Source organism: Bacillus halotolerans, assembly GCF_001517105.1.
GTDB classification, from domain to species: domain Bacteria; phylum Bacillota; class Bacilli; order Bacillales; family Bacillaceae; genus Bacillus; species Bacillus halotolerans.
The window spans coordinates 1-26449 of the sequence record NZ_LPVF01000010.1 but is presented as its reverse complement, the minus strand read 5'-3'; the positions used below and the strand labels follow the sequence as shown (position 1 = coordinate 26449).

The following is a 26449-nucleotide window of genomic DNA, read 5'->3' as shown; positions in this document are numbered from 1 at the left end:
TCCTTTCTTTTATAAAGATGATTTATACACCTGTAAATTTCGGCTCGGAAGATGTTTCCCGATTTTCTCCTCGATCCATTTGGCTGCTGGAAGCAACTTGGCGAGCTTTACGTTTGTTTCAATTCCCATTTGATCAAGCATGTACACGATATCTTCTGTCGCAGCATTTCCCGATGAACCTGGAGCATATGGGCAGCCGCCAAGACCGCCCGTTGAACCGTCAAATGTGGTGATGCCCATTTGCAGAGCGGTGAGAATGTTGGCGAGAGCCGTTCCCCTTGTATCATGAAAGTGGAGGGCGAGCTGGCTTGCCGGGAATCGTTTCAAAAGCGCTTCAAGTATGATTTCAACCTGTACAGGATTTGCGGCGCCGATCGTATCTCCAAGCGATAGTTCAGAAATTCCGAAATCAAATAAAGATTCTGCAAGGCGAATCACTTGTTCGATCGGTACATGTTTTTCATACGGACAGCCGAAAACTGTGGAGAGATAGGCTCTTACTGTAAGATTTGCTTTTTTTGCGTCGTCTGTTACTTGTTTGAGAACTTGGAGAGTGTCAGCAGTGGATTTGTTGATGTTTTTTACGTTGTGTGTTTCGCTTGCGGACATAAAGACAGAAGCTTCGTCAATACCCCCTTCCAGCGCATTCTCCAGTCCCATTTGATTAGGGACAAGTGCTGCGTACGTGACGCCTTTTACCCGGCTGATGCCTTTTGCCACATCTAGAGCATCTCGAAGCGCGGGAATCCATTTTGGATGAACGAAGGATGTTATTTCGATATAGGAGAGTCCTGTCTGGGAAAGCTGGTTGATCCAAGCGATTTTGTCTTCTGTTGCAAGCCACACCGGTTCGTTTTGCAAGCCGTCCCGCGGGCCGACTTCTCTTAACATGACTTTTTTAGGATAGGACATGGTAAGCCTCCCCGATTATTGAGTTGGATCGTTCAGTTCGAGCAGCACATCACCTTCATTCACGAAATCACCTTCCTTTTTTTTCACTTCTTTGACTGTTCCGCTTCTCTCTGCAACAATCGGGATTTCCATTTTCATTGATTCTAAAATGGCGACTTCCTGGCCTTTTTCAACGTGGTCTCCGGCTTTGACATGCACCTTCCACAGGTTCCCTGCCATTTGAATGTGTATCGTCATGACAGCTGCCTCCTTATAAGTTGTTTTTCAAAAAATCAGTCGTGACGTCTCCTTTTTTGAATGCTTCTGATGAAGCAGCCTGTAAGAGAAGCGGAATATTCGTTTTGATGCCTTCTATCCGATAGTCACGGAGCGCCTCCTTTAGCCTCTCAATCGCTTCCTCTCTGTTTGGGCCTTTGACGATCATTTTGGCGATCATCGGATCGTAAAAAGGCGTAACTGCGCTCCCTGTTGCTACTGCACATTCGTGTCGGACTCCATATTGTTCCGGGAGAGAAAAAGCGGTGATTGTTCCCGGTGACGGATAGAAGGTTTTCGGATCTTCCGCATATATTCTGACCTCTATGGCATGCCCGTTTCGTTTTATGTCCTGCTGAGAGAATCTGAGAGTCTGTCCCTCCGCAACCCTTAATTGCTGCTCAACTAAATCTAAACCTGTAATTTCTTCAGTCACGGGATGTTCTACCTGCAATCTCGTATTCATTTCCAGAAAATAAAAGTTTTTATTCTCATCGACTAAAAATTCGATCGTTCCCGCATTGGCATAGCCGATCGCTTTGGCTGCTTTCACTGCCGTTTCTCCTATCTTCATTCTCAGCTCATCATCAACAAATGGAGATGGGGCTTCTTCAATGACCTTTTGGTGGCGCCTCTGGACAGAACAATCACGTTCAAACAGATGCACGGCATGCCCGTGGTGATCTGCAAGAATTTGAATTTCGATGTGGCGGGCGTGTTCAATCACCTTTTCTATATACATGGAGCCGTCTCCGAAAAAATCTGCTGCTCGCTTTTTGTTTCCTTCATACGCCTTTATCAATGCTTCTTCGTCAGGAACGAGCTGCATTCCGATGCCTCCTCCCCCTGCTGAAGCTTTCAGCATAACGGGGTAGCCGATTTCACTCGCGGCGAGGCAGGCTGCCTGAATATCTCCAAGGGATTCGGAAACACCCGGCACTACAGGAACACCTGCCTCCTCCATTGCCTTTCGTGCTTTAATCTTACTTCCCATTTTGGCAATCACAGCGGGTGAAGGACCGATAAATACAATGTTTTCTTCTTTGCAGCGTTGCGCGAAACGGCTGTTTTCTGACAATAATCCATATCCCGGATGGATGGCGTCGGCATTTGCCTTTTTCGCCGCCTCTATGATTCTCTCAATATTTAAATAGCTCTCACTGACTCTCGATTCTCCGATATAATAAGCCTCTGTTGCTGCCTTTGTATGGAGCGCATCTCTGTCTGCTTCAGAATATACCGCTGCCGTTTTGATCCCAAGGCGGCTGCACGTACGTATGATTCTCATTGCGATTTCTCCGCGATTGGCAATCAGCACTTTTGTAAACAAATGAAATCACCCCTCATTGACTTGATGGTAAGCGAAACAGCTGAATCGTTTTTTCACGCAGCTTATATTTTTGAATTTTGCCTGAGGCCGTCATAGGATACTCGTCTGTAAAGATGAAATAGCGCGGAATTTTGTGGCGGGCGATTTTCCCTTTGCAATAGGTTTTCAGCTCTTCGGGTGAAGCTGTTTTTCCCTCTTTCAGCTTAATCCAGGCAGCTGCCTCCTCCCCGTATTTTTCGTCAGGCACACCAACTACCTGTACATCTAAAATATTAGGATGGCGGTATAAAAATTCTTCTATTTCTCTCGGATAAACGTTTTCACCGCCTCTGATGAGCATGTCTTTTAATCTCCCGGTGACGCGGCAGTATCCGTCTTCATCCATCACAGCGAGATCACCGGTAAAGAGCCATCCTTCTGGGTTGATTGCCTTTTGGGTAGCTTCTTCGTCTTTATAATAGCCCTTCATCACATGATAGCCGCGGGTGCAAAGCTCTCCCTGTACGCCTCTTTGAACCTCATTAAACGTGCCGGGCTCTACAATTTTCACTTCGACCTCTGGCAAGGCTCGGCCGGTTGTTTCCACTCTTCTTTGGAAGGAATCATTAGCTCTTGTTTGTGTGATCACCGGCGAAGCTTCCGTTTGTCCGTAGGCGATTGTGATGTCTGTCATGCCCATTTTTTCAATGACAGCTTTCATCACCTCACTCGGACAGGATGATCCTGCCATGATGCCTGTTCGCAACGATGACAGATCATAAGAATCAAAATCTTGAAGATGAAGCTCCGCGATAAACATCGTCGGAACACCGTGCAGTGCTGTGCATGTCTCGTTTTCAACCGTTGTAAGGACTGTGGCAGGTTCAAATTCTACAGCAGGTACCATGGCTGCTCCGACGGACACACATGCCAAAACGCCAAGCACGCAGCCGAAGCAATGGAAAAACGGAACCGGGATGCACATGCGGTCAGATGAGGTTAATTTCATACATTCAGCGATATTTGCGGCGTTGTTGATGACATTAAAATGAGTTAGCATCACTCCTTTAGGAAATCCTGTCGTTCCTGACGTGTATTGCATGTTAATGACATCATCTTTTTCAAGGCTGCTCATTCTTGCTTCCAGCTCGGCATCTGACACTGTTTGTGCCAACATCTCTGTATCGTCCCAATGATACATACCAGGTAAACGTTTTTCACCGATATAAATCAATGTTTTTAAACACGGATAGCGTTCTGATTGCAGCTGCCCGGGCTCTGCTTCCTTCAGCTCGGGAATTAAGCTGTTCAGGATCTCAGTATAAGAAGTGCCGCGATATGAATTCATGACGATAAGTGCATCCGCATCTGATTGTCTCAGCAAGTAATCAAGCTCTTGGGATTGGCAATTTGTATTTACGGTAACGAGCACGGCCCCGATTTTTGCGGTGGCGAATTGAGCAGCAAGCCATTCCGGTATATTCGAGGCCCATATGGCTACGTGGTCTCCCTTTCCAATCCCCATCCCCATGAGACCTTTAGCGGTTTGGCGGCACAGCCTGTTGAATTGCGCGTACGTGTAGCGAATATTCCGGTCGGGATAGACAACCGCTTCTTGATCAGGATAGGCTGCTGCCGTTTGTTCCAGCAGCCTGCCGATTGTGCAATGGATGAGTTCGGACATGTGACGGTCCTCCTTTCACGAGATCAGAAAGCGTTTACATTTTATTTCAGAAGCTGTCTGGCGATCACGATACGCTGTATTTCTGATGTGCCTTCTCCAATTTCCATCAATTTTGCATCCCGCAGCATCCGTTCAACCGCATATTCTCTCATGTAGCCGGAACCGCCGTGAATTTGAATCGCTTGGTTGCATGCCCTTGTTGCCATTTCAGATGCAAACAGCTTGGCATAAGCCGCTTCTTTCGTAAACGGGCGCTTATGATCTTTCAGCCAGGCAGCTTTTAATACCATTTGCCGGGCAAGATCGATTTCCATCGCCATGTCGGCAAGTTTAAACTGAATGGCCTGAAAGGAAGAGATCGGCTGTCTGAACTGCTTTCGTTCTTTCGCATAGGCTAAGGAGGCTTCAAGTGCTGCTTGGGCAATGCCGACTGCAAGAGCGGCAATAGAAATACGTCCGCCATCTAGGGTATGAAGAAACTGTTTAAATCCTTTTGAAGGGTCGCCGAGCAGGTAACTTGCGGGTACACGGACATCCTCAAGCAAAATTTCCGCTGTATTTGATCCGCGCACGCCCATTTTATCGTACGGGCTCGTTATCGTAAGGCCGGGTGTGTCAGTCGGAACAATCAATGCGGAGATGATATTATTTCCGCTCTCATTTTTGCCTGTCACTGCTGTCACAATCACCGTACGTGCATAGCTGGCATTTGTGATCCAGCATTTTTCGCCGTTAATCACATATTCATCACCATCTATCACCGCTTTCGTTTGCGTGCCTCCTGCATCAGATCCGGCATTTGGTTCTGTCAGGCCGAATGATCCGAGTGCTTTTCCGGAAGCCAGAGGAATCAAATGCGCCCGTTTTTGTTCTTCTGTCCCGAAGTAATATAGAGGGCTTGCACCGAGTGAAACTGCAGCTGCATAGCTTAATCCTGTACTGCCGCATGCTTTGCCGATTTCTTCAACAGCTAAGGCATAGGAAATCGTATCTCCGCCTGATCCTCCATATTCCTCAGGGAAGGGGATGCCCATCAGTCCGAGATCACCCATTTTTTGAAACGTTTGTATCGGGAATTCACCCGTTTGATCTACATGTTCTGCGTGAGGAGCAATTTCTTTCTTTGCAAAATCCTTTACCATTTCACGAACCATTTGCTGTTCTTTTGTCAGCTCAAAATTCACTTGGTTTCCTCCTTCACATCTTTGTAACATCCTATTAAGTGAATTCAGGAATCATTCCCTGACAAAAGAAGTCTGAAAATTAAAACGTCAGCATTAAAATTAAACGGTGATAATAAGCATTTTCATTCGTTCGGGCTTTTGCTGATTTTAGCTTTTCGATTGGCGGACGCTGATTGTTCTTTACGTTTGCCCATGAACTGTCGCACACATGACGAACCACCTCCAGCATCAGGTTCTTTTTTGTGCGAAAATGATAATAAACCGTTCCTTGCGTAACATTTGCTTGTTCGGCAACTGATTTTAACGTCATTGTAGTTCCTTGATACTTCTTATAAATCCCCCGCTTTTTTCTGATCATCTCGATCAAAATGGCTAATCATTTTATGTACTGTCTTTTATGTTATGTTTAGGAATGATGCCGCAGTTTTCAAATACTTCGTCATGATCATAGATTGAAAATACATTTTGCAAGTGTGTCTCTTCGATCTTTTTTAATACGAAATGCTCAGATTCCAATACAGGAAATCGTTAAAAATCATTTTCTCTTAGTAATTCAGCACCGGCAATACGTTTCTTGTCTCATTCATAAAAAATGCAATTTGTTGAAAAAGACGGCTAGTAAACAGCCGTCTCTCTGCGGGCTATTGATTTATTTTTCTTTTCGAGGCCTTGCTTTCGTTATGAAGCCGGTCTGCGGACGTGACATAATACGAATATGTTTTATTTGGTTCTGCCGTGTCATCCAGGAAGGTTTGCTTGTCGCTTGTTTTTCTTGCTGTGGCCAGCAATGTTTGCTCCTGTTTTCCTTCAGCTCTGTATATTGCATAATAGGCTGTTTCCTTTGTTTTTCGATTTGATGGGTGGTCTTGTATGTGCAGGAGGTTTCCGTTATCGTCTGCGGTTACTTTGGTCAGTTTCGGTTTTTTTGGCGCTTTGCTGTCGAGCCAAGGCATTTCGGGTACCAATGCAGGCTGACTATACAGGTCGGTAATGAGTCTGTCTTTGATGCCGAGCGGATTTTTATTGAGGTCTTTGAGGCTGAAATGCATGCTTCCTTTCACCAGCTCCAGCTGACGGTTGAGGTTGATTTGTTTGGCGTATTCTTCAGGGTCGGACCAAGGCGGGTCAAAATTGTTATTGATTTTATAGGCTGCCTGCCCGATGTATAAATGAACGGGTCTGTTTTTGACCTCGTTGCTCCACCAATCAGCCAGCACGTCATAAGCGGCTGCGTTGAAGCCGATGCTCCAGTAAATTTGCGGGGCAATATAGTCGATGTCGCCTTGCTGGATCCAGTGTCTCGTATCTGCATAAAGGTCATCATAATTTCTGACGCCTGCTTTGGTATTCGATCCGGTTGGGTCGTCTTCTGCGTTTCTCCATACACCGAATGGACTGATGCCGAATTTGACATATGGTTTTTCAGCTTTGATTGTTTGATTGATTTGGCTGACAAGCTGGTTTACATTATCTCTTCGCCAGTCATCAATATCGGGAAACGTGTCTTTCCCGTATTGTTCATACTGTATGGTATCAGGAAATTCCTGTCCGGCTATTTTATAAGGGTAAAAATAATCATCCATATGAACGGCATCAACGTCATAATGCTTTACGACTTCTTCAATGCCCTCGACGATAAAATCCCTTGCTTCAGGAATGCCGGGATTATAATAAAGCTGCTTTCCGTAAGCCACGACCCAGTCCGGATGCTTTCTTGCCGGGTGATCATCAGACAATTTATTGAGATCTGTATGGTTCATCGTAATGCGGTAAGGATTAACCCAAGCGTGAAATTCAAGATTTCGTTTATGGGCTTCTTCAATCATAAAAGCGAGCGGATCATAACCTGGGTCTTTTCCTTGAACACCAGTCAAATATTCAGACCAAGGCCCGTAAGCGGACGGATAAAAGGCATCGGCCGTCGGCTTAATTTGAACAATGACGGCATTCATTCTCATTGACTGAACGTCATCTAGCAGGCTGAGATACTCCTGTTTTTGCGCTTCAATCGATAAGCCTTTTTTTGACGGCCAATCAAGGTTTAGTACGGATGCAATCCATACGGCTCTCAGTTCCCTGTCCGTTTGTGCTTTGGCCAGATACGGAACGGAGATGATTAACGTTCCGATGAGCAAGCTGACAAGAATACGTACAATCGGCTTTTGACAACCCTTCATTCTGTTTCTTCTCCCCCATTACATCGCTTTCACTATTCGTTATTACGGTATTCCCGGGCTGTAAAAGGGTGCTTAATCGGATTGAAGAAACCGGATTTATAACCGGCTGAACGTAAAAAAGTCCCGAAGCCTCTTTACCCTGCTTTAGGACTTTTTATCATTTATGAGAATTTGGACACTTTTTAACACGTCTACGAGTTTTACGCCTACGCCGACAGCTGATTCAAGAATGGCCTGTGCGCCTGCGATCGATAATATGAAAATCACCGGAACAGCGATATCAGGTAAAAAAAGATAGCCAAGCCCGATCAGGATGGCACACCAAACGCCGGCGCACCAGTAGCAATTTAACATATAGCCAAAGTTTGAGGCCGGCACGTTTTTTTCATTCACGTGCCCGTTTGCATCAACGGTTCTTTTCTTTTTCATAAAAGGTTTTCGGATGAATTCTGTAATTTTGTCGAATACAATTAAGTGTGTCAGCCTGTAACTCGCCAGTATCAGCATAAAAAAAGTAAGCCAAGAAAGATGTTCCATGACAAGCCTCCAAGAAAAAGGATGATGTTATCATTCCCCGCTTTTTTGCATCCATTCTTATGCGCGACTCTCTTGCAAAAAGAAAACCGGACAGAGATACGCTTCTGTCCGGCAAGTATTTGTTTAATGCTTATTTGGCAGCACTTTTTGATCTGAATTGATCTTGTCTAAAATATTGAGGATAATATTTGCATTCTTTTCAGCAAATTCACCTTCCAGCATGTCTTTGTGCGCGCCGTACCCGGTGTATTCAGCATAGCCTTCCTCAGCGGCGTCTTGCCATTTCTGTAATACCATAGCCCCGCTCGTTTCGGTTTGAATGCCAGCTTCAATGAAATGAATGTTTGATTTAATGCGGCCTTCATTTATTAACTGAGCCCAATATTCCTGATAGCACCTTTTTTTCTGCATCACTGTTTCTCTGATTGCTTCCGGCAGGTATGCGGCTGAGTCGTCGTTTTCGGTATCTGCTGTTATAGACTGATCCTTTTTGTAGGCGTCTACGATAATGAAGTCACTGACTTCTAATCCTTTCTTCTCCATAGCCTGTACAACCTCAAAAGCCAAGTTTCCGCCCGCGGAGTAGCCTAATAGAACGTACGGCCCTTCTGGCTGTATTTCGGTAATGCGGCTGACATATTGTTCGATGCGGCTGTCTTCCTCAATAAAATGAAAGCCATACACGGCTGCTTTGTGATTCAGCTGCAATGCCAGGTCTTTAAAATAAATCCCGAAGCCTGAAATCGGCGGGAAGCAGAACAGGTTTTTTCCGCCTTGCTGGTTCAGTTGGATCACATGCTGTTCACCGGCCGCTGACAGCTGATTAGAATAAAGCTTTTCCGCAAGCTGGGCGATCGTCGGATTTTCGAATAAGACATCAATCGGTATATCAACATGCTGATGATGTTTAAGCATGTGTATCACTTGAAGCGCTTTTAGTGAATGTCCGCCAAGAGCGAAGAAATCATCATGTATTCCGATCGTTTTAACGCCGAGTACGCTTTTCCAAATTTGCGTCAATTCCTGTTCGACCCAGTTTCTGGGCGGTGTGAGGTCCTGACGATTTTCAGACTCGTTTTCTGGAACAGGGAGTGCGCTGCGATTGATTTTTCCGTTTCCGGTAAGCGGCATACGGTCAACCCGAACCCAGCGCTGCGGAATCATGTAGTCAGGAAGCACACGTGCCAATGCAGCGCGAATTTCCTTTTCGTTTCTGCTTTCATCACTAACATAATGCGTGTATAGCTGCGCCTCTCCATCTGTTTCCAGCAAAGTAACTGCTGCTTCACGGACCCCTTCGATTTCTAACAGCCGCGCTTCAATTTCAGCGGGTTCAATCCGTTTTCCGCGAATTTTAATCTGTCTGTCAATCCGGCTGATATATTCTAGGTTCCCATCAGGCAGCCACCGCGCCAAATCACCGGTACGGTATATTCTTTCTCCAGATATGAAAGGATCAGGAGAAAAAACGGCAGCTGTTACATCATCTCTGTTTAAATAGCCTTTTGCCACCCCGTCACCGCCCACACATAGCTCTCCGGGAACGCCTATTGGCAAGAGACATCCTTTTGCATCTAAGATGAAAGCGGTACAATTGCTGATCGGTTTCCCGATCGGGATAGGAGTGGCATAGTCTCTTTTAATTTCAAAAAAGGTTGAAAACGTCGTGTTTTCTGTCGGTCCATAGATATTATAAAGCGAAAGGTTCGGACACGCGCGCCTGACAGCATTTATAAGCTCAGGCGACAGCGCTTCGCCCCCGACATATAGCGTATGAAGCCTGTGAAACATATTAGCTTGAGCTTGTGCCAGCTGATTAAAAAGAGCGGTTGTCAAAAACAGCACAGAGATGTTGTTTTCAATTAAATACGCGCCAAAACGATCTGGTGTCAGCATTGTTGATTTATCAATGATATGCAGCGTTGCTCCTTTTAAAAGCGCTCCAAACATTTCAAAGGTGACGGCGTCAAAGCTGATGGACCCTGTCAGGATAAACCGGTCATTTACAGAAGCTGATGTGTAATTGCTGTTGCAAACAAGGGACACGACATTGCGATTGGTAATCATGACGCCTTTAGGCCGGCCTGTCGAACCGGAAGTATACATGATGTACGCGAGATCATCCGGGCCAGTGACGATTTCCAAAGGTTTCGTATGTTCTTCAATCATCGCCTCCGCATCTGCAGAAATAAAGGTTCCTGCAAACGCTGTGTTTGGCTCCAGTCCTTTTTGAACAATCAGAATAGCGGCTTTTGTTTCGCCGAGCATATAGCTGATCCGTTCAGGCGGAAGCTCCGCGTCAAGAGGAAGGTATGTCCCCCCTGCTTTTAAAACAGCCAGTACACTAATGATGAATTCAGGAGAATGACCAGCCAAAATACCGGCTGTTCCGTTTCGGCGCAGCCCGTTTTCATACAATGTTCTGGCCAGTGCATCCGATTTTTGATCGAGTTCACGATACGAAATGGACCTATTTCCGTAAACCAGAGCTGTTTGATCTGGTGTTTTTACTGTCTGTTCGCGGAATATATCTATCACTGTTTTGTTTTTCGGATATGCCGTCGAAGTGTCGTTACATTGTGTTAAAATCTGCTCTTTTTCTTTCGGATCAAGAAAGGAAAAGTCTGCAACGGGAATGTCAGGGTGATCTGCAGCGGCTTGTAACGCTTGAGTCAGCTGTCTTTGGATGCAGGTCATCCAGGCAGCATCATACACGTGCGCATTATAGCTGAACTTGATGACGAGTTCATCACCGGGAGCAACGACAAGGTTGAAATTGTATCCTGACTGTTCAGACACTTTTACATTGTCTATTTGCAGAGGTGAATCAATCTGATCAGCTGAGTCAGCCATTTTTTGCTGTAACGGATAATTTTCAAAGACAATAATGTGGTCAATCAGTTCCTGTTTTAAGGCGGTGTTTGCCTGAATATCGAATAAAGGATGGCAGGTAAACGGCTCAGCGTCCAGCATATCTTGTTGACAGCGGCTGAGCAGTTCTGCAAACGTTTCTTCTTTGCCTGTTTTAACACGAACCGGAACTGTATTGATAAACAATCCGATCATTGACTCAACACCCGGAATTTCAGATGGTCTGCCTGAAACGACCGCGCCAAAAACGACATCGTCCGTTCGGTTGTAGCGCTGGAGCATGACACCCCAGACCGTTTGAATAAAGGTGGCAAGCGTGACGCCTGTTTGTTTGGCGGTCTCTTTCAGCTTGTCCGTCAGCTTTTGATTTAGAGTGAAAATTAATTCTTCACGGTAATACCCTTCTTTTGCTTCTCTGTCCGTCACCCGAGGCAGCTGTGAGGGGGTGCTGTAGTTTTTCAGATAAGCACGCCAGTAGTCTGCTGCCGTTTCTTTGTCTTGTTTTGTCAGCCAAGAAATATAGGTGCTGTAGGGACGAACAGGCTCCAAAGCAAGGTGATTTCCTGTATGGATAGATTGATAGATTTGCATAAATTCCTGCAGAATGATTCCGAGACACCAGCCGTCCATTAAGATGTGATGGTGGCTCCAGACACAGACATGCTCATTTTCCGCTGTTTTGAGCAGAGAAATCCGCATCAGCATGTCTTTTTGCAAATCAAACCCTTTTTTCTTATCTTTCTCCTTAAACTGTTCAATATAATCATTTTGCTCATTCGTTTGCAGGCTGGAAATGTCCTCAGTGTGCAAATGGAAATTCCGTTCTGTCATCACGACCTGCCGAGGCCCCGACAGATTGGGGACGTGCGGCAGAAATACAGTTCTGAAAATATCATGGCGGTCGATGATGGCTTGAATACTGCGCTGAAATATCTCATAGCTGAGGCTTCCTTTTATCGTAAAGAGCGACTGCTCAACATAAGCTCCCTCCTCTTTATGGAGGAAGGAATGAAACAGCATTCCCTCCTGCATATGACTCAGAGGATAAATATTCTTGATTTTTTTGGTTTTAACCATATCGCCTGCACCTTTCTATACGGTTTCATTAGTTAGTGAAAACTGAGCATATCAGCGATTTCTTGGAGCGCGTCCTCGGTCAGTTCATGATCATCAAAATCGCTGATGGTTTTTTTCTGTTTCTGTTTTGTTCAGACAGTGATCAATCAGCTTCAGTAAGTAGTGATGGCAATTCTCACAAAGCTGTGCGATTGTTTTATGCTGGAAACGGGATGTTTCATACGTCATGTTGACTGTCATTTTTCCTTCTGCTGCCATCGCACTGATGTCAAGCGTTTGCTCACGGTTCCAAGAAGTGCTGATATCTTCTCCGGTCCCGAGCGGAGAAAACGAGAAGGTGTTTTCATCAGGCGCTTCAGTTGTACGGCTGTTTTCAAATTGACCCAGATAGTTGAAGCTGATGTCCGCCGTGCCGGTGAAATCGACGCCAGTTTTCTCAGGCGGGGTCAAATATTTGAGTACACCGTAGCCGAATCCTTTGTCCGGAACGCGTCTCAGTGTATCTTTTGTTGTTTTTAACACATGAACCAAGTATTCTTCTTGATCCTTGTCGGTCAAGTCTGAATCTAGTTTGACGAATAATGGATAAATGGCGGTAAACCATCCAACCGTGCGGCTGACATCTATACCGTCTAACACATCCTCGCGTCCGTGGCTTTCTAATGACAATTTGACGGCGGATTGGTTTGTCCAATCCCGCAAAGCTAGAATCACGGAAGCCAGCAGCATATCTTGCGTATCTGTGTTATATGTGCTGTTGACACGTTTTAAAAGCGCCTCCGTCTCTTTTGTATTTAGAGAGAATGAAACTGTGTCCCGTTTTCTCTCATTTGCCGTTTGAGCGTCCATTTGATCAAACGGTAGTGCTTTTGCCTGATACTCTTCAGCTTCGCGCCAATATGAGAGCTGTTTCATAAGCTGACGGCTTTCAGCATAGTCAGCGAGTTTTTCCGTATATGCTTTGAAAGAGCTTGTTTTAGGCGGCAAATCAATGTCTTCTCCGTTTACAGCCTGACGGTATCCGGTTGCCAAATCCTCCAGCAGGACACGCCATGAGACGCCGTCAACGATGAAGTGATGAGCCGTTAGGAACAAAAAGTCTCCATCATCTGTACGGAAAAGTCCGGCCTGCAATAGCGGCCCTTTTTCCAAATTGATGTTCTGCTGAATGTCACGTACATGATGTTTAATCAGAGATTCATATTCATTGACTTCTGAACCTTTAAGATTGATGATCTGTAGGCTGTACAGCGCGTCGTCTGAATGACTGACCGGCCGATTATATTGAACCCATTTGCCTTGCTCAGACTGTGTGAACACCATTCGCAGCGCATCGTGGTGGATTGTGATGGCTTTTAACGTTTTGCGCAGCGCGTCTTCTTGGATGGAGGTGCTCCGGTGCAGCATAACAGATTGATTAAAATGGTGTTTCTCTTTTATATCTTGAGAAAGGAACCATTTCTGAACCGGTGACCACTGTACTTCCCCTTCAACCGGAGCTTGGCTGGCACTAGTATCGGAATCACGGATATAAGCTGCCAGTTCTTTAATGGTCGGATGGCTGAATAAATCTTTAACCGACATTTGTTTCCCGATTCGATGAAGCCGAGCTGACACCTGTAACGCTTTAATGGAATCTCCGCCGAGCTCAAAGAACGAATCATCAATTCCGATTTTCTCTGCACCGAGCACTTCACCCCATATATCTGCCAGTTTTTGTTCCATCTCGCTGTTCGGTGCATGAAATGTACGTACTTGATTGAATGCAGGTTCTGGAAGTGCCCGGCGATCCAGCTTGCCATTTGGTGACAAAGGAAGCGAGTCCAGCGTTTGAATAAACGCCGGCATCATATATAAAGGCAGCTGTTTATTTAATTCGGCACGCAGCATTTCTGTATTAAAGTCTTGCTCTGCCACAATGTAAGCACATAATTCGGTTTGAGCAGGCGCTGTTTCTCGAGCAAGGACAACAGCCTCTTTTACTCCATTTATACGGCGGATAACCGATTCAATTTCTTTCGTTTCTACACGGTGGCCTCTGATTTTGACTTGATCGTCCATCCGTCCTAAGTATTCGATTGTACCGTCTGCCATCCATCTGGCTGCGTCACCTGTTCGATACATCCGTTTTTCGGGCTGGAATGGGTGCTGAACGAACGTTTTTGCTGTCAGTTCCGAAAGATTGACGTACCCTCTCGCAAGCCCTGTTCCTGCTATGCAAAGCTCGCCGGCAACGCCGATTGGCTGAAGCTGATCCCCGTTTAAAATCAGCACTTCAGTATTGTCGATCGGCCGGCCGATGCATACGTTTTTCTGCCGTTCCATATGTCTCATGGCTGTGGTTGCCACACTGTTTTCTGTCGGCCCATATTCATTTGCTAGCTCTGTATTCGGGCATATTGCCATGCTGCGGTCTATCAATTCCCGGTCAGCTGCTTCTCCTGCAAGCGTGACTACTCTAAGCGTCTTCGCATCTTCCGGCTGTATGACGTCCAAAAGTGCCCGATATAAAACAGGGACGATAATCATATGTGTAATCCGATGATGAGATAGATCATGCTTAATGGACAAAATATCTTTCGCTTCGTTTTCATCAGGCAGCACTGTCTTTGCACCTGACAAAAGCGGTGTAAACATACTTGTTAAAAAGCCGTCAAACGAAAAAGAAAAGAGCTGAAGGACTGTGTCTGTCTCATTCAAAGCATAAGCATTTCGCCGCCACTGCAGGGTGTTGGCTATTCCTTTATGCTCGACCATCACTCCTTTTGGCTGGCCTGTCGTTCCTGAAGTGTAAATGATATAAGCCAAATGCTGAGGGCGTGACACTTGCGGAAGCGGTGATCCGTCGTATGTCTTCGCGTTCTCTATGGCGAATATCTCACCTTCAAAATCTTTAAGTGCTTCTTGGTCCGCAGCAGGTAAAGTGATGAGCAGTTTGGTTCGGCTGTCGCCCAGTATATAGCGTTTCCGTTCCGCCGGGTATTCCGGATCAATCGGCACATAACAGCCGCCGGCTTTCCAAACGCCCAGAATGGCTGCAATCATGCTGAATGAACGAGGCATCATAATTCCGACTGGTGTGTCCGGTTTAACCCCGCGGTCTCGCAGGGCCCATGCAATGCCATTGGACCATTCGTCCAGTTCCTGATAGGTGAGCGTGTTTTCTCTGCTGACGAGTGCAGGAGCATTCGGAGTCAGCGCTGCTTGTTTTTCAAACAGCTGATCGATTGTTTGCACTTTATGTTCATTTTCTTGCCCGCTGTTAAACTCATTCAGCAGTTTGTTTCGCTCTTCATGAGTCAGAATGTCGATATTGTTAAGACGTGTGTTCGGATTTTTGACAATATGACTCAGCAACTTTGTCAGGTGATATGTCCATTGTTTTATCGTTGCTTCTTGAAAAAGTGCAGTCGAATATTCAAATTTCAAATGAATTTGCTCGTCACCCTCAGAAGCCTGCAATGTGATATCAAACTTAGAAACATGATGAGAAACGCCGGCCGGCTGGAGTTGTATGTCAGCCAGCTCAAAAGTCTGTTGCTCTGTATTTTGAACGACTAACATCGCATCAAACACTGGATTTCGGCTCATATCCCTTGTTACGCCGAGCTTGTCGACAAGCTCTTCGAACGGATAATCCTGATGTTCGTAAGCTTCCAATGCAGTCTCGCGCACTTCCTGCAAAAATTGCGTAAATGGCTTACCGCCCTCCGGGCGTGTCCGAAGCGCCAGGGTGTTGACGAACATTCCAAGTATCGGCTCAAGGTCTTTGTGAGGACGTCCGGCAATTGGTGACCCGACGATGATGTCTTCCTGTCCGCTTAAGCGCGCCAATAACGCTGTGTAAGCTGCCAGGAGCACCATGTACAGGGTGCTTCCGTTCTCGCGTGCGAGTTTGTGAAGTCCGGCTGTGAGTTCTTGATCGAGCATAAATGAGACTTGATCACCCGCGAAGCTTCGCACCGGCGGCCGGGCGTAATCAGCCGGCAGGTCCAGTACGGGCAGCTCGCCTTCGAGCTGCTTCAGCCAGTACACCTCCTGCGTCTTGTACGTGTCTCCTTTTTTAAAGGCCTCCTGCCATACGGCATAGTCTTTATATTGAATGTGAAGCGCAGGTAGCTCTTGATTGGCGTACAGCTCCCCGAATTCCCGAATGAGCGTATTGACTGACACACCGTCTGAAATAATGTGATGCATATCGACCAGTAATAGATGCCGCCCGTCTGATACCTTGACGACCCCCGCTCGGAACAGCGGAGCTTGGCTGAGTTCAAATGGCTGGATAAACGCTGCCGCGGCTTCCTGTTCAGTTTGTCCGCCGAGCACAGAGGTGCGGAATGTAAACGGCACTTCGTCATGGATGCGCTGAACAGGCTCGCCGTCTGCGGCCGTTGTAAAGGACGTGCGCAGTGACTCGTGGCGTTTGATCAGCTTTTTGAATACGGCCTCCATTCTTGTAAGATCCAGCTTTCCTTCCAGCTCCAAGACTGCCGGCATATTGTAGCCTGTGCCCCCATCCTCCAGCTGCTGGAGCACATACATCCGCTTTTGGGCGGAGGAAACCGGGTAGGTCTCGCGTTTTTCAGCCGGCTTAATGGCTTCATACGGACTTTCCGTTCCTTCGCTGATGACAGAAGCCAAACCTTCTACTGTCGGATGGGCAAACACATCCTTCAGCGGCACTTGGACGCCGAATTCCTTGGCGATCCGGGAGACAAGCGCGGTGGCTTTTAAGGAATGGCCGCCCCGGTCAAAAAAGTTGTCGTGAATGCCGACAGGGCCGCTTTTCAGCACTTCCTCCCACAGCTGGGAAAGCTTCATCTCTGTCAGATTTCTCGGCGCTGTGTAGGTTTCCCGATCTGCCGCTCCGTCAGGAGCAGGCAGCGCTTTTCGGTCGAGCTTTCCGCTTGGGGTAACCGGCCATTGTTCCATCTCAATGATATGAGCAGGGATCATGTAGCCCGGAAGCAAAGTCTCAAGCTGCTTGCGCACTTCATTTCTGCCGAGTCCTTCCGCATACGCACATAATTCCGCCTCGCCGCTTTCTGTACGAACGGTTACAGCCGCTTCCCGCACACCTTCAATGCTTCTGAGCGCCGCTTCAATTTCTCCCGGCTCAATTCGGTAGCCGCGGATTTTCACCTGGTCATCCAGACGGCCGAGGAATTCAACCTGTCCGTCTGGGAGCCAGCGCGCCAGATCACCCGTTTTGTACATGCGTTCACCCGGATAAAATGGATCATCAAGAAAACGTTCTTCTGTTAATTCCGGACGATTCAAGTAGCCTCTGGCGACGCCGGCTCCGGCGATATACAATTCTCCGATACATCCAGCAGGCAGCATCTTCTGCTTCTGGTTCAGAATATACAATCTGACATGATGAATAGGTTTGCCAATGGGAATGCGGTCAAGTTTTTCATCCAGCGGGCAATCAAAGTATGCCGCTTCTACAGTAGCTTCGGTAGGCCCATAGGAATTGGTTAATGTAACATCTGGCAGCAATTCACAGAACCGAGAGACAAGATGTGCCCCCAGCTGTTCGCCTCCAGAAAACACCCTCTTCAGCCGGTTCGTTTTGATCGGTACAGGGCCATTTTTTAGATATTCTAAAAACGCATGAAGCATAGAAGGCACAAAATGCATCGCTGTAATCTGCTGTTCTTCTATGACCTTCAATATCATGTCAGGTTCTTTTTCGCCTCCTTGAGGAAGCAGATAAACAGAGGCGCCAGCGTACGGCCACCAAAACAGCTCCCATATCGAAGCATCGAAGGAATACGACGTTTTATGCAAAATGACGTCCGATTGGTTCAAAGGATAGCGGAACTGAAGGGAATTTAAAAAATTCACTGCAGATTGATGCTCAACCTGTACACCCTTAGGTCTTCCAGTAGAGCCGGATGTATAAATCATATAGGCTAAAGAATCCGGATAGACTTCAACATTTGGATTGGACAGACGACGTTTCAGCCCGCTGTTTAATTGACTGAGATGAACGATTTCTCCATCAAAAGCCGGAATGTCTAGATTGTCAGATTGAATAAGGAGAATGTCAGAATCGCTGTCCTTCAGCAAAAAGCGGATCCGTTCCTCTGGATAATCCGGGTCAATAGGAAGATAAGCACCGCCTGCTTTTAGAATCGCATAAATCCCGATCAGCATTTCAGGGGAACGCCTTCCCATAATGGCAACAGTCGTTTCGGCTTTTACTCCCCGGTCGATCAGCTCCCAGGCTACACGGTTAGCCTGTTCGTTCAATTCCTTGTAGGTTATCTCTTCGTCTTCAACGATCACGGCCGGTTGGTCAGGTGTTTTTGCCGCTTGCTGTTCGAGTGCATGGTGCAGGGTCTGTTTCAACCGATAGCCTGTCTCTTCAAGCGGCTGGCATGAGTCAATGAAAGACCTTTCTTCTTCTAAAGTCAGGATCGGAATATCGTCCAATTCCATGTCAGGACTGGAAACTGTGTTTTCCACAAGTGTCGTAAAAAGGCCGGCCCACCTTTGAACGGTATCTTCTTCAAACAAAGCGGTACTGTATTCAAACTGACAGTACAGCTCAGCTTCATGCTCTGTGACATACAGGGAAATATCGAACTTAGATATCGGATGCTGCAAATCGTTCCATCTAAGCAGCAAATCATTCATTTTCAGCGTTTGCTTTTCCATATTTTGCAGCACAAGTGTTGTATCAAACAGCGGATTCCGGCTCATTTCCCGCTGCACACCGAGTTGATCAACCAGCTCTTCAAACGGATAATCCTGATGCTCATAGGCTTCCAGTGCAGTCTGCTTGACTTCCTTCAGAAAATCCGTAAATGTCTTATTGCCGGCTGGGTGCGTCCGGAGCGCTAATGTATTGACGAACATACCAAGGACTGCTTCAAGATCGGCATGCGGGCGTCCGGCAATAGGTGAACCGATCACGATGTCTTCCTGACCGCTTAACCGCGACAAAAAAGCTGAATACAATGCGAGTAGCGTCATGTACAGCGTGCTCTCATTTTTGCGGGCTAGCTCCTTCAGGCGGGACGTGATTTCTTCATTCATTTGAAATAAAACTTTGCCGCCTGTGAAATTCCGTTCTGCCGGTCGGCGCTTGTCTGTTGGGAGCTCGAGCACCGGCAGCTCACCGCTAAACTGTCTCAGCCAGTAAGTCTCCTGCTTTTTGTATGTGTCTCCCTTTTGAAATTCCTGCTGCCAAACGGCGTAATCTTTATATTGGATTCGTAACGGCTTAAGCGTCCGATTTGCATAGCGCTCAGTGAATTCGCGGATTAAAAGCTGAACGGATACACCATCGGAGATGATATGATGCATGTCCACCAGCAGCAAATGCTTCTCGTTCGCCAGTTTCACAAGGCCAGCTCTGAATAACGGCGCTTGACTGAGGTCAAATGGACGGACAAATCCAGCAGCAGAGGCTTCTTCACTTAACGTGAACGGAACCTCACTGTGAATACGCTGTACGGGCTCGGCATCTTCTCCCGGCACAAAGGACGTTCGAAGCGGCTCATGCCGGCTGATCAGTTCCTTGAATACAGCAGCCAGTTTTTCGCGATCAAGCTTCCCTTCCAGTTCTAAAACTGCCGGCATGTTGTAGCCGACTCCTCCATTATCTAGATGCTGGAGCACGTACATCCGCTTTTGAGCTGATGATACTGGGTACGTCGGTTGTTCTTTTGCCTGTGCAACCGACGCAAAGGGATTTTCCTCTGCATGTCGAATAATGAGAGCCAATCCTTCCACTGTCGGATGGGCAAATACGTCCTTCAGCGGGACTTGAACATGAAATTCCTTGGCGATTCGCGACACAAGCACCGTTGCTTTTAACGAGTGTCCGCCGCGGTCAAAAAAGTTGTCGTGAATGCCGATCGGGGCTTCCTTCAGCACATCTTCAAACAGCTGCGAAAGCTTTACCTCTAACAGGTTCCGCGGAGCAGCGTATGTATTACTGCTGATTGAAGCTTCCGGTTTTGGAAGAGCTGATTGATCGACTTTTCCGTTCGGCGTCAAAGGAATGCTGTCAACCCAGACCCATTTGGCCGGAATCATATATTCCGGGAGCTTATTTGCCAGATATTGTCGTAAAGCCGAGGAATCCAGCCTGTGCATACTGCAATAATAAGCGCATAACTCATGTTCTTCACCTTGATTTTGCCGGATAAGAATAGCAGCTTCTTTGACCTCTGGATGATTCATTAACGCGATTTCTATTTCTTGCGGCTCGATTCGATAACCTCTGATTTTCACTTGATCGTCGGCTCGACCGATATATTCAAAGCTGCCGTCTTCACGAATTCTCGCTACATCTCCCGTTCGGTACATAACCGCTCCGGACCTGAAGGGATCGGGTAAAAATTTCTCTCGCGTCAGTTTATCGTTATTGATATAACCTCTGGCGACACTTGAACCGGAAATATATAGTTCTCCTGATACCCCCCGAGGCTGCAGCTGTTTTTGGCGATTTAAAATATACAGATCAGTACAATCAATCGGTTTTCCGATCGGAGGAAACTCCGGAATTTGGTCACCCGGATGTATGGTATATGCCGACACTACATGAGTTTCTGAAGGTCCATAATGATTGTGCAAGTACATGCTGCGCTGGCGCAAAACATCTTGGAGAAGACTGGAAACGATTAATTGCTCACCGGCTGTAATCAGGTGTTTTACATCATGAGGAAACGCGTTCGCAAATTCCTGTTCGCTGAAAATCATTTTGATAAAAGCCGTTGGGAGAAACACAATAGTCGTCTGATGCTCTTTTATAAATGCAAACAGCTGAGGTACGTCTCTTTTTATAGCTTCTGGCACGATATGAAGTGTGCCGCCTCCCAGCAATGTTGAAAATATTTCTTGATAGCAGACGTCAAAGGCAGGAGTTGCAAATTGCAAAACATCATTTTCAAAATCAATGCCAGAGCGAGTGAATTCGAACTGCAGCAAGTTAGCCATATTTCGATGTTCAAATTGAACGCCTTTTGGTTTTCCTGTTGTGCCTGATGTGTAAATCATATAGAGCAGGTCGTCCGCACTATTCACTGAATGTAAGCAGCTGCCGTCTTCGATTTGAATATCTTCCATATAGATAACATTCAGGCCAGTCTCAAGCAAAGGTGCAAAATGCGCTTGTGAAACGACATGAGAGCAGCCGCAGTCATTCAGAATATAATTTATTCTGTCAGACGGATAATGGGGATCGATTGGAACAATGGCGCCTCCAGCCTTCAATATACCGAGAATACCTGTAACGAACTCAGTTGAGCGTTCCATCATGATTGCGACAGGTTCCTGCCTCATAACGCCTTTTTTCCGCAAATGCCGTGCCAATCTGTTGGCGGATTCGTTCAATTCTTTATAGGTCAGAGAATGCGCTTGATCAATCACAGCCCGCGCGTCAGGCGTCTTTTCTGCCTGTTTTTCAAACATGGCATGGATGGTTTCGTAAACTGGTTTGTGATCTTTGATTTCCCCAATCAGCTGCAGCTTTTCAGTGTCTGTTGTGATATCGATGTCTTCGGGTGAGAGATGCGGATGATCTAAGATTTGGGAAACAGTGTTCAAAAGATGCTCCTTAACAGAAAGCACAAAGGATCGGTCGTGCAGTGCTGCATCATAGCTCATTTTTATATGGATTTCTTCCGCTGGCGCCACCATAAGATAAAAGCTGTAATTGGTTTCATCCGCTACTGTAAAGTTATGAATCTGAAAAAGATCTGAATCAAGCTCCTGGCTGTTCAGCATTTCTATTTCTTTCTGCACCGGATAGTTTTCGAATACAAGAATGTGATCAATCAAACCTTGCTTGACTGCTGAACGGGACTGTATCTCGTATAGAGGATGGTAGCTGTATGCTTCTGCAGCAAGGCGATCCTTTTGCATGTCTTTTACGAGCTGTAAAAATGGCGTTTTTGATCCATGCAGCCGTATGGGAATCGTGTTGATGAAAAGCCCGACCATTTGTTCAATTCCTTCAATGTCTGAGGGCCTTCCTGAAATGACAGAACCGAATACCGCGTCATCACTATTGTTATATTTTTGAAGAAGAATTCCCCATAGAGTATGGAAAATTGTACTGAGTGTGACTTCTTCTCTTACGGCAAGCTCTGACAGCCTGCTGCTGTCTTCTTTTGAAAATGAAAATGTAATTTGCTCCTGCCTGCTTGTGCTCTTTGTTTTTTTCTGCTTCGGGAGCAAGGTTTGCTGCTCAATGCCGGAAAGATAATTGTCCCAATAGGAAACAGCTTTCTCTTTGTCTTGCTCCATCAGCCAATTGATATAAGTTCCGTATGGCTGAACGGGCTCCAATGATAATGGAGCCCCTTTTATTTTTGATGCATAAATCTGAAGGAATTCTTTTAGTACAATGCCGAGGCACCAGCCGTCCATCATGATGTGATGAAAGGTCCAAATACAAGTATATTGCCGCATTCCGGTTCGAATAAGTGTGATGCGCATGAGCATATCTTTTTGCAGATGAAACCCTTTGGCGCGGTCCTTTTCTTTTATTCGTTCGACAAACGCAGATTGGCCCGCTTCATCTAAATGAGCAATGTCCTCCTCCAGTACACTGACACTCCGTTCCCTCAGGACAACCTGCTGAGGTGAAGAGACATTTTGGCTGATGAAAATCGTTCTGAAAATGTCATGTCTTGCTACTAAAGCATTGATGCTCTCTTGGAAAAACTGCAAATTGACTTCTCCCTCTATTGTAAAAGAGGCTTGTTCAACATATGCCCGTGAATCTTTTTGCAGGAGGGAATGAAAGAGCATTCCTTCCTGCATATAAGACAGCGGATAAATATCCTGAATTGAATTCGCTTTTGTCATGTTCATATCTCCCTGTCACGATTTTCTACAAGTCTTCCACCAAGCTGGATATACTGTCCAAATCCTCTGCCGTTAATGATTGGCTGCTGAAATCGCTCAGCGTCTTTTCTGTGTTCTGTTTTTCAGCACAGTGTTTCATAATATCCTGCAAATAGCATTCAATCATGGTGATGAGCCGCTCCATTGTACCCCTGTGAAACCGTGCCGGAGGATAGCTGAGCTGAAAATGAAGCTGATTTTCTGCTGCCATCGCACTCATCTCAATAAGCTGCTCCCGCTTCCAAGTAGGAGTGATGTCCTTACCGCTCCCAAGACCGGATGGGCGGAAACGGTCTTGACTTTCTATGTCGTTGAACTGCCCTAAATAGTTAAAGCCGATTTCAGGTGTTTTTGAAAACACCATGCTTTTATGTTCGGGAGGTGTAAGATATTTCAACATGCCGTACCCTACCCCTTTGTTCGGTATCCGGCCCAATGTATCTTTCACGGTTTTAACTGCGGTTCCAAGCTCATCCGCTTGATTTTCAAAGTCAATAAGGACGGGGTAAATGGATGTAAACCAGCCAACCGTCCGGCTGATGTCTAAATCCGGCAGAATGTGTTCTCTTCCGTGTCCCTCCATTGCCATACGGAGCTTGCTGCCCCCTGTCCAGTCACAAATCGCTAAGGAAGCCGCCGTCAATAGAATATCTTGTGTATCTGTTCCATAAGCGTGGTTTACCTTTTGCAGCAAGACCGCGGTGTCTGCTTCAGTGAGTGAAAAGCGCAATGTTTCCCTTTCACTGCTGTTCATATTCTCCATATAAGGCATTTCATATGGCAGTTCCGCTGCTTGTTCCTCTTCAACCGTCCGCCAGTACGTTTCCTCGCGAATCAGCTTGCTGCTTTGGGCATAATCTTGAATTCGCCGTGCGTATTCCTGATAGGAATCTGTTTTAGGCGGAAGCTGTATAGCCTGTCCTGAAGCTGCTTGATGATATGCCGCTGACAGGTCCTCCAGTAAAATTCTCCATGATACCCCATCAACGACCAAATGATGAATCGTGAGAAATAAATAATCTCCGGACAGCGTTTTAAACCAAGCGGCATGCAGTAATGGTCCTTGTTGGAGATTGATACTTTGCTGAAGATTTGCCACTTCTTCTTTAATGCTCGTTTCCCAATCGATTCCCGAATCTGAAAAATCAGAAATCCTTAAGCTGTACAGTTTGGATTCATGAATATCTTGGTTGATTTGCATCTGTTGTCCGCTATCTTCCCGATAAATCATCCGCAGGGCATCATGATGCTCTGCCAGTTTTTTTAATGATGCGCGCAGTGCATTTTCCGACAAACAATCAGGGCTAAACAGCATGACAGACTGGTTAAAATGGTGTCTTTCTTTTATATCCTGAGAGAGGAACCAATGCTGAATAGGTGTCCATGGAACAGCTCCCTGAACAGATCCTTGGTCTATTACTCTTTCTGTCTTCCGGATGACTGCTGATAAATCTTTTATTTTGGGATGGCGGAATAAATCGCTTGCATGCAAGCTCCATCCATAACGTCCGAGGCGCGCGGATACTTGAAGAGCCTTAATTGAATCTCCGCCTAGTTCAAAAAATGAATCTTCTATTCCGATCCTCTGTGTCCCGAGAACCTCCTGCCATATGATCGCAAGCTGTTCTTCAAGGTCATTTCGAGGCGGGACGTACGTTTGTTTAGATGTAATATCTGGTTCAGGCAGTGCTTTTCGGTTCAATTTTCCGTTGGCAGTGAGCGGGAGAGCATCCATTTCTATCACATAGGCCGGCATCATATAGCCTGGCAGCATTTGAGAAAGGTGAGTACGCACTTGTTCAGCATCAGTACCCTCTTTTACGCTTATATAGGCGTAAAGCTCCTTGGTGCCTAATTGTCCTGTTCGCGCCAATACGGCTGCTTCTTTGACACCGTCTATATGACGAAGCGCTGATTCAATCTCACCGAGCTCAACCCGGTACCCCCTTATTTTTACCTGATCATCGACACGGCCTACATATTCAATTGTGCCGTCCGGTAGCCAGCGTGCCAGATCACCGGTACGGTACATTTGTTCGCCGGGCGCAAATGGATTTGGCACAAATTTCTCTTTCGTCAGGTCTGGTCGACCAAGATAGCCTCTTGCCACACCATCTCCGCCGACACACAGTTCACCGACAGCTCCGATCGGCTGCAGCATTCCCCATTTATTTAAGATAAATGCGGTTGAATTACCAATCGGCCGGCCGATCGGAATAGAATGTTCATACAGTTTTTCAATGTGAAAACAAGTCGAAAATGTTGTATTCTCAGTCGGCCCATATCCGTTCCAGATTGACAATTCCGGGCATGCTTGCTTGATTCGATTGACATGACTGGCTGACAGAGCTTCTCCGCCAATAATCAGATTTATGAGCCGGGAAAATATTTTCTCATTCTGTTCTGTTAAATGGTTGAAAAGAGATGCAGTCAGCCACATTGTGGTGATTCCGTTTTGTTCTATGTATCTCTTAAGCTGATGGGAATCCAGAAATGTTTCTTTATCTGTGAGATGCAAAGCAGCGCCATTTAGCAGCGGCCCGAGTATTTCAAATGTAACGACATCAAAACCGAGTGAAGAAGTCAGCAGAAGCCGGTCTTCAGGTGTAAATTCAATGTAATTGCTGTTTTTGACAAGACGGATCACACTTCGCTGCTCAATCATGACACCCTTCGGTTTGCCGGTTGATCCCGAGGTATAGATGATATAAGCGAGTGAATGTGGCCCTGCTGGAGATTCAAAGTTCTTCGTTTCTCCTTGCCCTTGAATCTCTTCGATGACGATTTTCTCACATTTAAGCTCTAAGTCTAATCGTTGATTGTTTGCTTTTTCAGATTGAAGGAGTATTTTTGCACCGCTGTCAGACAGCATATATGATATTCGTTCAGCGGGAAGATCCTTAGCAATAGGCAGATAGGCTCCTCCAGCTTTCAAAATGCCGAGCATTCCTGCTGCAATTTCTGGAGTTCGTGTTGTCAATAATGCAACTACAGTTTCAGGTCCAACCCCTTTTCTCCGAAGAACAGCAGCAATCCTGTTTGCCCGGATGTTCAGCTCCTTATACGTTAATGTTTGTTCATCGCCGGCCACAGCTATGGCATCAGGCGTTTGTGCAGCCTGTAACTCAAACAGCCTGCTGATGGTTTCATGTCTCGGATACTCTCTTTTTGTACAGTTGAGTTCATGGATAAGGAAATGGGTTTCATTCTCGTCCAATACATGTATTGTTCCAAGTGCTGCTTCGCTGTCTTGGATGATGGCGCGCAGCATATTCATTAAATATTGAAGCCACATTTCAATCGTATTTTTCTGATAGAGATCAGTGCTATATTCCACTTGAAACATCATAGAACCATTAGCTTCCTCGTACGCATATAGGGTTAAATCGAACTTTGAGACCTGATGTTCCACATTTGTTGCGGGCCGGAGACACAGGTCCTTCAGCTGCATGGATTCTTGGTCCATATTCTGAAGCACAAACATCACATCAAACAGCGGATTTCGGCTCATATCCCTTGTCATGCCGAGCTTATCGACAAGCTCTTCGAACGGGTAATCCTGATGTTCGTAAGC

General features: G+C 46.2%; 9 protein-coding genes and 2 pseudogenes. All 11 read right to left on the bottom strand.

All coding sequences use genetic code 11. The features are described 5' to 3' along the window. Positions 1-9 precede the first annotated feature (9 nt). Positions 10-912: a hydroxymethylglutaryl-CoA lyase gene (gene ldeG, locus AU387_RS10910; protein WP_059335674.1), complete on the bottom strand. Its 903-nt coding sequence runs from the start codon at positions 910-912 to the stop codon at positions 10-12. 15 nt (positions 913-927) lie between these two features. Then, entirely contained in the window at positions 928-1149 is a 222-nt protein-coding gene (locus AU387_RS10905) for an acetyl-CoA carboxylase biotin carboxyl carrier protein subunit (RefSeq protein ID WP_024121611.1), read from the bottom strand. Between the two features lie 13 nt (positions 1150-1162). Beyond that, a complete protein-coding gene (locus AU387_RS10900) occupies positions 1163-2497 on the bottom strand; it encodes an acetyl-CoA carboxylase biotin carboxylase subunit (protein WP_059335673.1) in 1335 nt (444 codons plus the stop codon). A 13-nt stretch (positions 2498-2510) separates the two neighbouring features. Then, the gene (locus AU387_RS10895) at positions 2511-4160 is read right to left on the bottom strand and encodes an AMP-binding protein (protein WP_059335672.1); all 1650 of its coding nucleotides are present in this window, start codon (positions 4158-4160) and stop codon (positions 2511-2513) included. Between the two features lie 41 nt (positions 4161-4201). Next, complete coding sequence (locus AU387_RS10890; RefSeq protein WP_059335671.1) at positions 4202-5344, bottom strand: acyl-CoA dehydrogenase family protein; 1143 nt, start codon at positions 5342-5344, stop codon at positions 4202-4204. 79 nt (positions 5345-5423) lie between these two features. Then, positions 5424-5654, bottom strand: a complete 231-nt coding sequence (locus AU387_RS21500) for a TetR/AcrR family transcriptional regulator (RefSeq protein WP_063623053.1) — start codon at positions 5652-5654, stop codon at positions 5424-5426. A 331-nt stretch (positions 5655-5985) separates the two neighbouring features. Further along, entirely contained in the window at positions 5986-7521 is a 1536-nt protein-coding gene (locus AU387_RS10880) for a glycoside hydrolase family 10-like protein (RefSeq protein ID WP_059335669.1), read from the bottom strand. 144 nt (positions 7522-7665) lie between these two features. Beyond that, a complete protein-coding gene (locus AU387_RS10875; protein ID WP_010334451.1) occupies positions 7666-8058 on the bottom strand; it encodes a DUF1360 domain-containing protein in 393 nt (130 codons plus the stop codon). Positions 8059-8181: 123 nt separating this feature from the next. Continuing rightward, positions 8182-12006: a fengycin non-ribosomal peptide synthetase FenB gene (gene fenB, locus AU387_RS10870; RefSeq protein WP_059335668.1), complete on the bottom strand. Its 3825-nt coding sequence runs from the start codon at positions 12004-12006 to the stop codon at positions 8182-8184. A 32-nt stretch (positions 12007-12038) separates the two neighbouring features. Next, a pseudogene (gene fenA / locus AU387_RS10865) lies at positions 12039-22836 on the bottom strand (fengycin non-ribosomal peptide synthetase FenA). Between the two features lie 25 nt (positions 22837-22861). Further along, a pseudogene (gene fenE, locus AU387_RS10860) lies at positions 22862-26449 on the bottom strand (fengycin non-ribosomal peptide synthetase FenE); the annotation flags it as partial.